At 40.7% G+C, this 16,312-nt stretch carries 14 protein-coding genes; 1 reads left to right on the forward strand and 13 read right to left on the reverse strand.

Features of this window, described 5'->3' with window-relative positions; genetic code table 11:
• Window positions 1-15: 15 nt before the first annotated feature.
• From rnfB to HMPREF3182_RS00510, 11 genes are all read right to left on the reverse strand, one after another.
• The gene (gene rnfB / locus HMPREF3182_RS00465) at window positions 16-861 is read right to left on the reverse strand and encodes an RnfABCDGE type electron transport complex subunit B (protein ID WP_007392852.1); all 846 of its coding nucleotides are present in this window, start codon (window positions 859-861) and stop codon (window positions 16-18) included.
• 24 nt (window positions 862-885) lie between these two features.
• Complete coding sequence (locus tag HMPREF3182_RS00470) at window positions 886-1,461, reverse strand: electron transport complex protein RnfA (protein WP_007392895.1); 576 nt, start codon at window positions 1,459-1,461, stop codon at window positions 886-888.
• Complete coding sequence (gene rsxE / locus HMPREF3182_RS00475) at window positions 1,461-2,084, reverse strand: electron transport complex subunit RsxE (RefSeq protein WP_062484884.1); 624 nt, start codon at window positions 2,082-2,084, stop codon at window positions 1,461-1,463. Before rsxE ends, HMPREF3182_RS00470 begins: the two co-directional genes overlap by 1 nt.
• On the reverse strand, window positions 2,084-2,644 hold the full coding sequence (locus HMPREF3182_RS00480) for an RnfABCDGE type electron transport complex subunit G (RefSeq protein WP_062484886.1): 561 nt from the start codon (window positions 2,642-2,644) through the stop codon (window positions 2,084-2,086). Before HMPREF3182_RS00480 ends, rsxE begins: the two co-directional genes overlap by 1 nt.
• Window position 2,645: 1 nt before the next feature.
• On the reverse strand, window positions 2,646-3,704 hold the full coding sequence (locus tag HMPREF3182_RS00485; RefSeq protein ID WP_007392912.1) for an RnfABCDGE type electron transport complex subunit D: 1,059 nt from the start codon (window positions 3,702-3,704) through the stop codon (window positions 2,646-2,648).
• Window positions 3,705-3,727: 23 nt separating this feature from the next.
• The gene (gene rsxC / locus HMPREF3182_RS00490; protein WP_062484888.1) at window positions 3,728-5,071 is read right to left on the reverse strand and encodes an electron transport complex subunit RsxC; all 1,344 of its coding nucleotides are present in this window, start codon (window positions 5,069-5,071) and stop codon (window positions 3,728-3,730) included.
• A gap of 570 nt (window positions 5,072-5,641) precedes the next feature.
• Entirely contained in the window at window positions 5,642-7,258 is a 1,617-nt protein-coding gene (locus HMPREF3182_RS00495) for a CTP synthase (protein ID WP_062484890.1), read from the reverse strand.
• Between the two features lie 49 nt (window positions 7,259-7,307).
• On the reverse strand, window positions 7,308-8,972 hold the full coding sequence (argS, locus tag HMPREF3182_RS00500) for an arginine--tRNA ligase (protein WP_062484892.1): 1,665 nt from the start codon (window positions 8,970-8,972) through the stop codon (window positions 7,308-7,310).
• Window positions 8,972-9,400: a YwiB family protein gene (locus HMPREF3182_RS00505; RefSeq protein WP_007392918.1), complete on the reverse strand. Its 429-nt coding sequence runs from the start codon at window positions 9,398-9,400 to the stop codon at window positions 8,972-8,974. The genes argS and HMPREF3182_RS00505 overlap by 1 nt, the downstream gene beginning before the upstream one ends.
• A gap of 105 nt (window positions 9,401-9,505) precedes the next feature.
• A complete protein-coding gene (locus HMPREF3182_RS07595) occupies window positions 9,506-9,661 on the reverse strand; it encodes a hypothetical protein (protein ID WP_180977858.1) in 156 nt (51 codons plus the stop codon).
• A 109-nt stretch (window positions 9,662-9,770) separates the two neighbouring features.
• Window positions 9,771-11,174 carry an alanine/glycine:cation symporter family protein gene (locus HMPREF3182_RS00510; protein ID WP_062484894.1) on the reverse strand — a complete coding sequence of 468 codons (1,404 nt, stop codon included), beginning with the start codon at window positions 11,172-11,174 and terminating at the stop codon, window positions 9,771-9,773.
• Between the two features lie 404 nt (window positions 11,175-11,578).
• Here HMPREF3182_RS00510 and HMPREF3182_RS00515 point away from each other — a divergent pair, with 404 nt between their 5' ends.
• Complete coding sequence (locus HMPREF3182_RS00515; protein ID WP_007392927.1) at window positions 11,579-12,313, forward strand: NAD-dependent protein deacylase; 735 nt, start codon at window positions 11,579-11,581, stop codon at window positions 12,311-12,313.
• 59 nt (window positions 12,314-12,372) lie between these two features.
• Here the strand turns inward: HMPREF3182_RS00515 and HMPREF3182_RS00520 are convergent, their stop codons facing one another.
• Together HMPREF3182_RS00520 and HMPREF3182_RS00525 are read right to left on the reverse strand one after the other, a co-directional pair.
• Window positions 12,373-14,742, reverse strand: coding sequence for an endonuclease MutS2 (locus tag HMPREF3182_RS00520; RefSeq protein WP_062484895.1), 2,370 nt, complete (start codon window positions 14,740-14,742; stop codon window positions 12,373-12,375).
• Between the two features lie 111 nt (window positions 14,743-14,853).
• A complete protein-coding gene (locus HMPREF3182_RS00525; protein WP_062484897.1) occupies window positions 14,854-16,212 on the reverse strand; it encodes a pyruvate carboxylase subunit B in 1,359 nt (452 codons plus the stop codon).
• Window positions 16,213-16,312 lie beyond the last annotated feature (100 nt).

Raw genomic sequence — 16,312 nt, forward strand, 5'->3', positions numbered from 1 at the left:
TTTATTCTCCTTTATCTATCCAATCTTTTCTGCCCTCTTTGGCGTTGCTACTAATGCCGCAATCGCTTTTGTCGGACACTTTGTAATACAGGTGGCTTCTTCACAGGTGTGACAAATAGCCGGATTAATAACGGCCAAATGGTCAACTACCTTTACGCCGCCTTCATGAGAACAATTACGCATACACAACCCACAACCAATGCAAGCGGAAGAACAGTTTTTCTTCGCGACAGCACCCATTTCTTTCGATGAGCAGCTCACGCTAACGGGTGCACTAAACGGCAAGAGTTCGATCACGTGATTAGGACAAATGGAGGCACACTTACCACAGCCCGTACAAAGTTTTTTGTCCACAACGGGTAAGCCATCTACTCCCATCGACATCGCGCCAAACGGACAGCTACGCACACAATTGCCAAATCCCAAGCAACCAAATTTACAGAATTTAGGTCCTTGTTGTACTAATTTGGCCGCAGCACAATCATGTATCCCTTTATATTCAAAGGCTACTTTAGCGATACCTAAGCCACCATTACAGCGAATATGAGCAAATTGAGGTTCCGTTTCTTCTGCAATTTTTCCCGTTAAGCTAGCTACAATATCGGCAACTTCTTTTTTCCCTGGTACACAAAGATTCGGTGCTACATCAGGATCTAACACTACCGCTTCGGCGTATTTTGCACAACCGGCAAAACCACATGCCCCACATTGTCCCTTCGGCAACGCTTCTTCTACTTCCCCGATCAACGGGTTTTCTTCCATTGCAAATTTCTTATCGGCAAAGGCCAAAATAAAGCCAAACACACCACCGATACAGGTCATAATAAGCACAGCTGAAAGAGCTATTTGTGTATATTCCATGATATTAATTCCAACTCCTCTCCATTATATCATACCCGAGAATCCAAGGAAAGCTAGCGCCAACATACCCGCTACAATAAAGGCAATAGGTGTGCCTCGTAGAGCGGCCGGTACAGCTGCATAGTCTAATTTTTCACGGCAACTTGCCATGAGAACTAATGCCAACGCAAAACCTAGCCCCGAACCGATAGCAAACACGAGATTTTCTAAGAAACCATAGTGATTGGTAATACTAATAACGGGTACGGAAAGAACGATACAGTTTGTTGCAATTAACATTAAATAAATGCCCCACATGTTATATAAGGTTGGTGACATCTTTTTTATAATAATTTCCAATAGTTGTACGAAACTAGCAATAAGTACCACAAAGGATATGGTACGTAAGAAGGTTAAATCCAACGGCATGAGTACATAATTATATAGTAACCACGCCAATACCGTACTCATGGTAATAACCGATGTTACGGCAAAGCCCATCCCAATAGAGGCATTTAAATTCTTAGAAACCCCAAAGAAAATACAAAGGCCAAGGAATTTTGTTAAGACGAAGTTATTAATCAACACTGCCCCAATAAATAAGGTAAAGTATTCGCCCATTATCCTTCACTCCCTTTCATTTGTTTTGCTTTTTCTCGTGCATCATTCCACATCTTAATGCCTGCCATAAAGAAACCGATCAGCATGAACGCTCCTGGTGGTAAGGCTAAAATAAGAGCAGGTTGATACCATGAACCAAACATAGGGATTCCTAAGAGTGTGCCGTTGCCCAGTAATTCACGAATAACGGAAATAATCAGCATGGCACCAGTAAATCCGACACCCATGCCCATCCCATCTAAGAAAGATACGACAATGCCATTTTTAGAAGCTACCGATTCAGCACGAGCTAAAATAATCGCAAAAACGACAACCAAATCCAAGTATACCCCTAAGGCCTTGTATAATTCCGGTGCATAGGCTTGTAATACCAATTGTACACACGTAACGATTGTCGCAATACAGGTAATATATACAGGTACACGCACCTTTTTATTTATCATCCGACGGATAATAGATACAACCACGTTATTTGAGGTGATAACAAACCATACGGTAAGCCCCATGGTCAACCCGTTAATCACGCTAGTCGTAACGGCAAGCCCAGGACATAAGCTAAGTGCCAGGACAAAATACGGGTTTTCTTCAATAATGCCTCGGCTAAATACTTTCCAAAGATTCATTATGATTTCCCTCCTATCGTGGCTGCTTTTTCGACAGCTTGTTTTACCCCTAACGTAAAGGCCCGAGAAGAAATGGTAGCACCAGTCATTGCTTGTACCTTATCTTTTTGATTAGGATCTTTGGTAACTTCCAATCCTTCTACTTTTTTCCCTTTTAATTGACTTTTAAAGGGTTCTTTCGCACCTCTATCACCTAAGCCCGGTGTTTCATTCGCTTCTAAGGCAACATAGTCTAACACGATGCCATCAACGCTAACGGCCGTCAACATTTTGATAGGACCGCCATATCCCTTCGGTGCAGTCGGAATAATATACGCGATTTTTTTACCACCTTTTTCCGCTACAAACGTGTCTTTTTCCCCGGCAACAGGTGTAAACGTATCTGCCTGTGGTACTAACCCACGCATCGATTCTTCTTTCATTTGTTCGGCTTTTGCTTTCGCCGTTGGACCAGTAATAAAGAAGACCAAGCCAATAATACATCCCGAAACTAAACATGTTAAAATAAGATTCATTGCAATTTTAACCAAGCTATGTTCTTGTTGTTGTTGTTCGCTCATATTATTTCGCCCCCTTTTTCACCGTACCAAATACTTTTGGTTTAACGGCCCGATCAATTAACGGAGTCAACGCATTCATCAAAAGAATAGAATAACAAACGCCTTCAGGATATCCGCCTAATTGACGAATGAGAACCGTAATAAGACCACAACCAAAAGCAAAAATAATCTGCCCTTTTAAGGTAATAGGAGCGGTAACCATATCTGTTGCCATAAAGAAAGCACCAATAATCAAACCGCCAGCCATCATATGAAATAGTGCTAAATGTGCATCGCCGGCAATCAAGCCCATTAAAATACCAACCGTAGCAATCATCACAACGGGAACTTGCCATTTTATATAGCCTTTATAAATTAAATAAATACCGCCAATCAACAATAACACCGTTGAGGTTTCACCTAAAGACCCACTACGGAAGCCTAAAAACATGCTTTTATAAATACTCATCCAATCATTTGTTCCAAACAACTGAAACAGGGAATCTGTACCACCATGTTTTAATACATTTAACGGCGTTGCACTAGCCAGGGCATCAACAGATGAACTTGATGCCATATCGGCAACAGAACCATTCATCCGGGTCCATGTCGTCATCGCAATAGGCCACGATACCATCAAACCAGCACGACCTACATGGGCAGGATTAAAGAGGTTATATCCCAATCCACCCATAGACTGCTTACAGACAACGATAGCTAAAAAGGAACCGATAATAGCCATCCACCACGGCAAATTCGGGGGGCAACACATCGCTAACAGCAACCCTGTTATCACGGCACTCCCATCCGTAATAGTGATTCGTTGATGCATTAATTTTTCCCACAAAAATTCAAATACAACAGCTGATACAATGGCCACAATAATGTTAATCAACCCATTCATACCAAAATGATATACCCCAAAGGCTGCGGCTGGCACTAATGCGGCAATAACATTCCACATAATTTTACGAATAGATTCCTTATCACGGACATGGGGTGAAGAAGATACGGTCAACATCTGTTGTTTTATCTCTTTCCCATCCATTCCTGGATGTTGTCCTTTCATATCTGGACTCATGCTATCCCTTCTTCCTTTTATTCTCAGCCTTTTGCTGCTTTTTGTTGAGCAGCCTGCTGGATCATTTTTAATTGGCCTTTCGCATTGCGGAAATATTGCACCAAGTTACGTTTTGCTGGACAGACAAAGACACAGCTACCGCATTCGACGCAATTCATAACGCCATAATCTTTACATTCTTCCCATGCTTCGCGTGAAGAAAAAATACTAAGCTGACTAGGGACAAGACCCATAGGACAAGCTTCGACACACCGTCCGCAACGAATACACGGTTCTTCTTCGCGTTCATCGCACTTATCTTTCGACAACGCCAAAATACCCGATGCCCCTTTAGTAATAGGAATATCTAATTGATATTGGGCAAATCCCATCATCGGCCCGCCCGCAATAACGCGTTCAGGTTGCTTGGAGAAACCGCCACAAAAAGCAATCGCATCTTCGTACGTCGTGCCGACGCGAACTAACAAGTTTTTCGGTTCGGTAATACAATCCCCCGTTACAGTTGTAATACGTTCAATCAAGGGAATTCCCTGACAAACGGCATCGGTAATCGCAATGACCGTACCAATGTTACTTACCACACAACCAACATCCATCGGCAAACCACCTGGTGCTACCAACCGACCGGTACAAGCTTCGATCATCATCTTTTCTGCCCCTTGAGGGTATTTTGTTTTGCAAGTAACAACGGTAACCCCCGGCACATTGGCAAAAGCGGTCTTCATATTTTCAATCGCTTCCGGTTTATTATCTTCAATTCCAATATAGCCTTTAGAAACCCCTAATACTTTCATGCAAATTTGTACACCCGTAACAAACTTCTGTGTCGTTTCTTCTTCTACCATAGCCCGATAGTCACAAGTTAAATAGGGTTCACATTCTGCCGCATTGACAATAAACGAATCCACCGGTTTATTCGGTGCCAATTTTACATGTGCCGGGAACGTCGCCCCACCACAACCCACGACACCACAGTCCTTAATAGCTTGAATGATTGCATCACGGGACATCGTTTGCCAATCACGCTGTAACGGTAACCCTTCTACCCATTCATCTTGACCATCCGATTCAATCACGACAGACATACATGTTACCATCGTATTATGTGGCATCGGTGCCACTTTGACGACTTTCCCTGACAAGGGCGCATGAATATCGGCATGCAAAAAGGCATCAATCGTACCAATCAACTGCCCTTTTTTTACGAGATCACCGACTTTCACAACGGGTTTGCATGGAGCCCCAAAATGCTGACTCATTGGCACAACCACTTGTTTCGGTAACGGTGCTACTTCAATTGCCTTATTACGTGCCAAAATTTTCCCATCTGCAGGATGAACGCCACCTCGTTTAAAGGTATTAAACATTACCCATCACCTCATTACCAGATTTATCAAACATGACTAAACAAAATCCGACCTTCTTCTGGCAGTACTCCTATCCGTAGGGCCAACGCAAAGAATTACCGTTGCAAAAAAAGCTCAGATGCTGCACCTTGTATATCTTTATACAGGGCACCTTGATTTTAGTTATACGTTTATCTATAAAAATGTAAAAAATGCTATAAGCCATATAACTAAAAATATTTTGAGAAGGTTTATTATTATGCAGGTTATTTGCAAGTTATCCTTCATTCGGTTTACATTATATCATCATCAATTCTATTATTCAATGTGCATTGCAATAGCAATTATGTTATCTATAACCTTTTCCATTCGTATAAAAGATAATCTATTCATAAACCATATACATGAATTAATTTGCATATTTTAAAAAAACGGTAAAATACGCCATGCATAAATTTTCTTCCAAAAAGGTGCTGTTTATTGTGAAATAGATATCCATGCAAAAAAAGCATATAAAGATAATTAAAAAAAATCTCCTTACTAAATTATTTAGTAAGGAGATTTTTATCCATCCACGTATATATTTCTCTACTATGGTTTTTTCTTTTTTTCTTCTATCGCCGCTTGTATCAAGCCCTTGAACAAAGGATGTGCCTTCGTTGGACGAGATTTAAATTCAGGATGAAATTGGCATCCCACAAACCACGGATGATCAGGTAATTCAACAATTTCTACTAAGCGATCATTCGGCGAAGTTCCCGATAAAATAAGACCTGCTTCAACGAGCTGTGCCCGATATTTATTATTAAATTCCCAACGGTGACGATGCCGTTCATAAATCAGCTTGTCTTGATAAACTGAATAAGCCTTCGTGTTTGCTGCTACTTTGCAAGGATAGAGGCCTAAACGCATAGTACCTCCCTTGTTAGATACATCAACCTGATCTGCCATTAAATCAATGACTGGATGTTGTGCCGTTTCATCAAATTCAGAAGAAGTGGCACCTTTGATACCGGCGACATGCCGTGCAAATTCCATGACAGCACATTGCATGCCGAGGCATAAACCTAAATAAGGAACCTTGTGTTCTCTTGCATACCGTACAGCTTTGATTTTTCCTTCAATACCACGATTGCCAAAGCCCCCCGGTACGACAATCGCATCGACACCACGGAATATTTCTTCGACCGAACACTGCCCATCTTCGAGCATTTCCGAATCAATCCACCGAATATTCACTTTCGCCTTATACGCAATACCTGCATGATTTAAGGCTTCCGCCACGCTTAAATACGCATCATGCAACGATACATATTTACCTACTAACGCCACTTCAATGTCTTGTTCCGTATGATAAATATCTTGTACCATTTGTTCCCAATCAGTCATATTGCATGGTTTATCCGGCAATGCCAATTTTTCTAAAACAATACGATCCATACCTTCTTTAGCTAATAAAAGAGGGACTTCATATATGCTTTTTAACGTTTTATTTTCAATGACCGCTTCTGGTTCAATATCACAGAAAAGAGCCAATTTTTCTTTTAATTCTTCTGATAAAGAATGTTCCGTCCGACATACAATAATATCGGGCTGAATACCTATACTACGTAATTCTTTTACGCTATGTTGTGTTGGCTTAGTTTTTAACTCGCCTGCTGCACCAATAAATGGCACTAACGTGACATGAATGTATAATACATCGTTACGCCCAACATCTTTTTTTATCTGCCGAATGGCTTCTAAAAAAGGTAAGCTTTCTATATCCCCAACGGTACCACCAATCTCCGTAATAACGACATCCGCATTGTCATCATCACCTACACGCACAACGCGATTTTTAATTTCATTGGTGATATGCGGAATAACTTGTACCGTATGTCCCAAATAATCACCATGCCGTTCTTTTTGTAAAACGGACCAATAAATTTTTCCAGTCGTGACATTTGAGTTCTTCCCCAAATTAATATCAATAAAACGTTCATAATGTCCTAAGTCCAAATCTGTTTCCGTGCCGTCATCCGTAACAAATACTTCTCCATGTTGATACGGACTCATTGTTCCGGGATCCACATTAATATATGGATCAAATTTTTGAATGGTTACTTTAAACCCACGGTTTTTTAGTAATCTCCCTAATGCTGCAGCGGTAATGCCTTTTCCTAACGAAGAAACTACACCACCCGTGACAAAAATGTATTTCGTCATATTTCCTCCCTCATCAGCCTAAAATTGATATTTCCTCTATCCTATGTACTTACATTTTCCGTGGTGCGGAAATGCCCAACATAGCTAAACTATTAGCAATCGTAATGCGTACAGCTGTAACTAAAGCCAACCGTGCTACAGCTAATGCTCGATCTTCTTGAATGATGCGACAATGATTATAAAATGCATGGAATAACCCCGCTAATTCATATGCATAATGAGCAATGCGATGGGGTTCTCGTGCAATAGCTGCACGTTGTACTTCCTCCGGAAAAACAGACATTTTTTTAATCAATTCTAATTCTATATCCTGTTGCAACGTATCCCAAGTAATATCATCTCCTGCTTGTGGTATTTCTATTCCTGCTTCTTGTGCCTGGCGATAGATACTAAAAATACGTGCATGCGCATACTGAATATAGTATACAGGATTTTCATTGCTATGTGATGTTGCTAAATCTAAATCAAAGTCTAACTGCGTATCCAGTGATCGCATAATAAAGAAATAACGAGCTGCATCAACACCGACTTCTTCAATCAATTCATTTAATGTAATCGCCTGACCCGTACGCTTCGACATTTTTACGGGTTTTCCATCTCTAAACAAGCTGACCATTTGCAATAACAGCACTTCGAGCCGTTTCGTATCATATCCAAGCGCTGACATCGCTGCTTTCACACGTGCTACATACCCATGATGGTCAGCTCCCCAAATATTAATCAACGCCTTAAAGCCCCGTTCATACTTATCTTTATGATAGGCAATATCTGCCGCAAAATACGTGGGCACCCCATTTTCGCGAATAACAACGCGATCTTTATCATCACCGTATTCAGTCGACCGCAACCATACAGCACCATCTTTATCATAAACGGTACCTCGTTTTCGCAATACATCACATGCCGCTTGAATGGCTTGCGGATGTAAGGTACGTTCACTAAACCACCGATCATAGTAGACATGAAAGGCCTCTAAATCTCGTTTTAGTGCCTTTAATTTTTCTTCATACGCCCGTTCCTTAAAAGCGGCTAACCGTTCTGCTTCTGGCATATGGACATATCGATCACCATCTTGCTCAAGAATTGCCTTTGCCGTCTCCACGATATCTTGCCCGTGATACCCATTTTCAGGAATTTCCGCTGGCAGACCTAATAATTCAAAATACCGTGCATTAACGGATGCCGCTAAATTATCCATTTGATTGCCTGCATCATTAATATAGTATTCTGCTTCCACCTGATAGCCCGCTGCTCGCAAAAGATTGACCAAGCTGCTACCATAAGCTGCACCGCGACCGTGTCCAACATGTAACGGGCCTGTCGGATTGGCACTAACAAACTCTACTTGCACCGTATCTTCCGGTCGTAAAGGAGCCGTACCATATGTTTCGCCAGCAGCTAAAATATCCGCAAGCGATGTAAATAATACCTGTTTGCGTAAAAACAAATTAATAAACCCCGCACCTGCGATTTCCGCTTTTTCCAGCCATGAACCCTGTAATGTTTCTACCAAAATTGTCGCTATATCTCGCGGTGAACGATGGGCCACGCGTGCCGATTGCATAGCAATATTGGTTGCAAAATCACCAAACTCTTTTTGTGGTGGCACTTCTAATGCTACCTCCGGATACGATCCTTCCGGTAATTTTCCCGTATCAATTGCAGTTTGCAGGGCATCTCTAATGCCTTGTATTACCTGTTCTTTTATCTCCATTAGGCTCGATCCTCCTGCACCGTTATGGTTAATTTTGTATAGTTGTTATATAGTCCTTCTAAAGAAACATTGTATTCTAAATGAATGGTACCAATGCCATCTTTCATATCCACTTTGCATTCATAAACTTTCGTATGCATTTCGAATTTACCAAATTCCAATGCATAAACAGAACGCTGTTCTTTTCCCTTACGAAATTCATGATGTTGATGTACATTGCCCGTACGAATCAAATTAACCGATTGATCCGGTAACACTTTTACTAATGTTTTAACCCCTTCCATCTCATTAATCTTACTTTCATTATACCGAATATATTGTGTATCTCCCTGCACACGAGCGGAACCAGCCGCGATTAATTCAAATTCATTTTTTTCGCCGTCCACGCCCTGTTGCATGCTGTGAATTTTCACTAAAACAGGCTTCAATCTATACCAACCTCTCTATAAATAATCCAATGTTTCTATTATATAACATGTGTCTTAAAAAAGAAATACTTTTCGTCAACCCTATACATGTATTCCCTCTTCTTTTTATAGATGAATACCTTCTTGCAATTGCTCCATAATCTTTTTTTCTTCTTCTGTCATAGGCCGACCCAAATCAATCTGCACGGTTTCTCCCTTGTTTTTTCCTTTCATGTGTTTATGCGTATCCCCATTTTTGGTACTATTATCTCTAATAATCATCGTGCCAACTCCTTTCCTATTTGTTGTATTATATCATAATTTATCCGCTTGTGATGAACCTCTCAAAAAAAAAGATGTATTCCCTCTAATAAAGGAATACATCTTTTGTTTATTTCCAAAATTCTACACGATCATCGGCAAGCCCGATGTCGGCTGCTTTAAACACCGGATCATGTCCCGCTTTTTTCTGTTGCTGATAATCCTTTAATGCACGCACCGCCATATTTCCTAACAGTAAGCACGCAGGAATATTGATGATACACATAAGTGCCATTAAAATATCTGCAATATCCCACACGGCAGCCATCGACATGGCACTACCAATAAAGATAATGAAAATGCACACCAACCGAAATAGGATAACAAACCAATGAGAAGGCATTTTGCGGTGAATAAAATGAATGCAATTGTCAACATAATATAAATTTCCAATCAACGTAGAAAAGCCGAATAAAAGCATGCATATCGTGATTAACAAGGGACCAAAATGACCATATACGGAAGTCGCCGCTTGTTGGATATATAACGCTCCTGCCACTTCTTCTGTTGCCGGTACGCCCGAAAATAACCCTAAAAATGCGGTCGCACTGCACACGAGTAGGGTATCAATAAATACAGATAGCATCTGTACCAACCCCTGTTTTACAGGGTGACTAACCATGGCAGCTGCTGCTGCATTCGGTGCTGAACCAATACCAGCTTCGTTAGAATATAAGCCACGTTTAATACCATAAATCATACACGAACCAGAAACGCCACCTAAGATGGATTGAAAATCAAAAGCATCAGCAAAGATAACAGAGAACACGTGAGGTAATGCAGTGATGTTTAGCAATATAACCAATAAGGCCGCAATAATATAAACCGTCCCCATCACGGGAACTAAGACAGAGGTAATACGGATAATCCGCTTACCGCCGCCGACCAAACAATACCCGACAATTAATGCAAAAATAGCACCAATAATCCAAGGCGTACTATCGGGTTGATAAAAGGAATATGCCATAAAGGTAGACTGCATATTATACGAACAAAGCAGATTAAATCCACCCGCATAGGTAAGTATCAAAGCAATGGCAAATACCACCCCCAGCCACCGCTGATGCAAGGCCGCTTCAATGTAATAAGCGGGGCCGCCAAAACTCCCTCCACGTACGTCACGCCGTTTAAAAATTTGTGCCAACGTACTTTCAATAAAGGCGGTCGAACCACCGATAAGTGCCAGCAGCCACATCCAAAATACGGCCCCTGGGCCACCTAAGCAGATAGCCGTAGAAACGCCGATAATATTACCTGTTCCTACGCGTGAAGCTGTCGAAACCATTAATGCCTGAAAGGATGATACAGCTCCCTTTGTTGCCGGTTTTTCCCGTACTACGCGGATACTTTCCCCAAACATACGTAATTGCACAAATCCCGTTTTACCTGTAAAATACAAACCTGCTACGGTCAATATAATAATCAAGATAGGATAATACAATACACCATCCCAGTAATCCAAAATTGCCATCATCTTTGCATCACTCCTTATGTAATTTTCTTTGACCATTATTATATTATATTCATACATTATTTTAATATAAATAACCGTCAATTAATCATCATCTAATGTACATAAAAATATGATAATATTTTTTTATTTTTCTGTCAATATAATATTTTTTTAAAGGTTACTCAAAAAATCGACCTTTGTTTTTCCCCGGTATTCTTTAAATTAAGGAATAGCATATTGTACTTTCTCTATTTGCAAATGGCTAATATTCTGTATTATAGAAAAGAATAGCGTTTTTTTTCTGCTGCAAAAAACATATTTTACACATACATATGCCACTTATTTTCATAATGTGAAATATTTATTTCCTATTGTCTTCATTTTATTTATAGTATAATAAAAAAAACACATAAAAGGAGGCTACTATGACAGCTATCAAGCAATTACAACAATGGATAAACGACGCTTCACGCATCGTCTTCTTTGGTGGTGCCGGCGTTTCCACGGAAAGTGGGATTCCCGATTTCCGTAGTACGGATGGGCTATACCATCAAACCTATGCATTTCCTCCCGAAACCATCTTGAGTCATTCCTTTTATCTTTCTCATACGGAAGAGTTTTATCGCTTCTATCGAGATAAAATGCTTTGTCTGTCCGCTTCTCCCAATACGGCCCATCAGGTATTGGCTACACTAGAAAAAATGGGTAAATTAACCGCCATCATTACACAAAATATTGACGGTTTACACCAAAAAGCAGGTAGCCAACATGTATTGGAACTTCATGGCAGCGTGCTACGAAATTTTTGCCAATCTTGTCACGCTTTCTTTTCAGCCGATGATATCTTACATAGTCCGACGATTATTCCCCATTGCCCCCACTGTGGCGGCACAATAAAACCAGATGTCGTCTTATATGAAGAAAGTTTGGATGAAGACGTATTACAAGAATCGGTAAACCAACTGCAAAAAGCCGATTTGTTACTTGTTGGTGGTACAAGTTTAGTCGTGTATCCGGCAGCGGGGTTACTCCATTATTACCGTGGTAAACATATCGTATTACTCAACAAAGCCGCTACGGATATGGATAAAAAAGCCGATTTAATCTTTCGCCAACCTATTGGCCAGGTATTAGGCCAGTTACATCTACCGTCACTATAAAAAAAAGTCTACGCCGTAGCTTATACGCACGTAGACTTTTTTCTTTTCAACGTTTCCTATTACGTAGAAAAATATACCCAGGTAACACCCGCTCCGCCATTATCGCCGTCATCTAATACGACCGATGTAACAAAGGGCAAATCCCTTAAATAACTATGAATTTGGCGGCGTAACGCACCGCTTCCCTTACCATGAATAATTTTTACGGGACTATACCCGGCCACTAGTGCCTGATCTAAAAAGCGTTCTACCCGTGGCAACGCATCCACATATGTTTCACCAATAATATTAATTTCTGTCGCTACCGTCTTCGGTCGGATGCAGCTATGCGTTTTTTCGGACGTAGCCGCCTTTTTCTCCCTCTGTTGTGCTGCTTGTATTTCTTGTGTATCCGCTTGACTAATATCTGATCGTTTCACACGAATGGTCATCCCGCGTATCGAAGCAGTCACTTGCTTACCTTGTATAGCTGTTACTTGGCCTACCCCATGTAAGGAATTAAGGTAAACAAAATCACCTACGTTTATATTAAGAAGATCCGCCCGCTTATCACTCGCCGCCGGCAAATTCGGTATAGCCAAGTCGTTAATTCGTTTCCGTATGCCTGCAATCTGTTCGTCCGTTTTTTCTTTTAAAGACTGCTTACGTGCTTCTTTTAACGCACGAATGATCTGTTCTGATTCTACCCGTAATTGACGTTTGCGTTCCTGCGCCTCTGCTTTAGCCTTTTCCAATACGGTTTGATATTGTGCTTGTAATTGTTGTTTTTCTCGGTATAATTGTGCCGCTTGATTGCCTACATCTTGTAACCGCTTTTTCAAGATACGTTCCTTTTCGTCAAGCCACTTTGCCTGACGATTCACCTTTGCCAATACCTGTTCCATATCCATATCACCGGCTTGTTTACGTATCTCTTTGGCACGTGCCAATACGTCTGGCGGTAACCCCAACCGTTCGCTAATACTAAAAGCGTGACTGCTGCCAGCCGCACCGATTTGTAACCGATAGGTTGGTTGTAATGTGCGTTCATCAAATTCAACGTGTCCATTTTCTATCCCCGTAGTTTGATAAGCGTAATTCTTTAGCTCATTATAATGAGTTGTCACCATAACTACCGGTTCTCGTTGTTTGAGTGCTTCTAACAACGCAATCGCAATAGCACTACCTTCTGCCGGATCCGTACCAGAGCCTAATTCATCAATTAACACCAAATCATCGACCCGACAATGCTTCAGAATATATATCAGCTGTGTCATATGTCCTGAAAAGGTACTTAAATTTTGCGTCAAATCCTGTTCATCGCCAATATCCACCAAAACATCGTGAAAAACGGCCAATTCAGAGTCTGCTTCTACGGGAATAAACAGCCCTGCCTGATGCATGCACACCAATAAGCCTAACGTCTTCATAAGAACAGTTTTACCTCCCGTATTAGATCCCGTAATTAATAACATGCGATAGGTATCACCGAGGATAATCGTATTCGCCACAACCTGTTTAGCAGGCACTAAGGGATGCCGTGCCTGTATCAAATGAATTCGCCCATGCCTCGCCATCTTCGGTCTACACGCATGCATCCGTTCTGCTAATTTTGCCTTAGCAAAAATCATGTCGACTTGAGCCGTTGCCTGCGTTGCGTTGTGTAAATCTTCTGCCCACATATGAATCGTATGTGTTAAAACTTGAAAAATCCGTTCAATTTCTTTCTGTTCACGCACGCGTACCGTTTGCAATTCATTGTTCATATCCACCATGTTGAGCGGTTCCATATACAACGTAGCACCACTAGCGGAAGTATCATGAACAATGCCAGGAAAAGCATACCGATATTCTTGTTTGATTGGAATTACATAACGGGCATTCCGTACCGTAACCAGGGCTTCTTGAAAATATTTTTGTTTATCCTTATCTTGTACTATCTCTTGTATATATCGTTTTGTCCGCCCTTCTAAGTCACGCATCCGCTGCCGTAATTGCTGTAATTGGGATGAAGCCGTATCACGAATTTGTAAGTCCTCATCAAATATATGCGTAAAGGTTCGTATCAACTCCGAAAAATCCGCTATATCATCAATATATTGACATAAAAGAGGATACGTTTCCCGATCCGTAATATGCTGTCGTAAATCGTCATATATACCAATATTATGCCATATATCCGTACATTCTCGCGGCGTTAAAAGAATTTCCCGTTGGGCCTTATCTAAGACCGTATAAATATCAAAAATAGCCAAGGATACCATGTTTTTTTCACGCAAACGATAGGTCACAGCCTCTTCCGTTTCCGTTAATAAGCGTGCCACTTCTTGCGACTGCTGCACGGGAAAAAGAGCATTAACTAATTTACGAGATAAGCAAGAACTTGTTTCCCTCATTAATTGTTGTTTTATTTTATTAAACCCTAACATACGCATACTACGTTTATTCATACTATTCTCCTGCTATTTTACCCTATAAAAAACAATTTCTTCTATTGCCGCATTACCACATACACCTTAAATGAAAAATGGCCACAAGGCCATTTTTTTTAATGCAAACCCTTATTTATTCTCCCTTTCTTGTCGTTTTTTAAAAAAGGGAAGTGCCACTTCTGGAAATAAAGCAAAGCTAAGCACATCTTCCGGCGACATATCAGGAAATCCTTCTTGGGCCAACGTTTCTTTTGCTTTATCCAATTCCGGTTCTAAATCATCAGCTGGACGGTAATCAATAACGGGTTCATCACCAATACATAATTTCCGAAATTCCGGATCTATCGTTCCTGGAACACGACCATATTTTCCCCGAACTATGTCACGCACTTCATTGGTAATAATTTTATAACGACCATACAAAACGTTTAATGCCGCTTCTGAACCAGTAATTTGACTAGTCGGTGTAACTAATGGGGGATATCCTAAGTCACGCCGCACATTTGGCATTTCCGTTAGCACTTCGTCAAAACGGTCTTCTGCACCCTGTCCTTTTAACTGATTATATAAATTAGTGAGCATTCCACCAGGTATTTGATATTTTCGCACGGCGGGATTAATTTGCGATGGCATGGTTAATTTAAATTCTTCTGCCACTTCCTTGCGAACCTCCTTAAAATGATCGGCTAACGGCCACAGGCGTTCTACATCAATATCCGTATTATAAATACTCCCTTGCAATGCCATAACTATCGACTCTGTTGCGGGTTGGCTCGTTACTTCACCAAACGGCGATAAGGCTGTATCAACAATATCTACACCTGCTTCAATTGCCTTTAAATAAGTCATTTCACCAAGTCCACACGTACAGTGAGTATGTAATTCTAAAGGAACATGTAAATGTTTTTTTAGCATACGTACTAAATTATACGCATCATACGGCGTTAATAAGCCAGACATATCTTTAATACATACCGAATCTACACCCATAGCTTGTAACTCTAAGGCCACTTTAGTAAATGATTCCATCGTATGAATAGGACTAATCGTATACACCAATGCACCTTGTACTTGCACCGCTTTAGTGTCTTTCGCTGCTTTTATGGCAGATTCTAAATTACGAGGATCATTTAACGCATCAAAAACACGAATAATATCAATGCCGTTATCAATAGCCCGATTCACAAATTCATATACCACATCATCTGCATAATTTCGATACCCTAAAATATTTTGACCACGAAATAACATTTGCAATGGTGTTTTTTTTACATAACGTTTTAACGTCCGCAACCGTTCCCACGGATCTTCATCTAAAAACCGCATACAGGTATCAAACGTAGCACCACCCCAACATTCTAAGGCATTATACCCCACTTCATCCATTGCTTCCAACACGGGGATCATGTGTCGTAAACGCATACGCGTTGCCGCTATTGATTGATGCCCATCCCGTAATACGGTTTCCGTAATCTTCACTCTTGCCATGTTTTTCATTCCTCCATCATAAAAACGTACCGTTTTAAATTCCTACCTAGTCATAATAGTTGTATTATATCATATACAAAAAATGAATGTATAGTTAGTC

The sequence above is a fragment of the Megasphaera hutchinsoni genome (assembly GCF_001553405.1).
Lineage (GTDB): Bacteria > Bacillota > Negativicutes > Veillonellales > Megasphaeraceae > Megasphaera > Megasphaera hutchinsoni.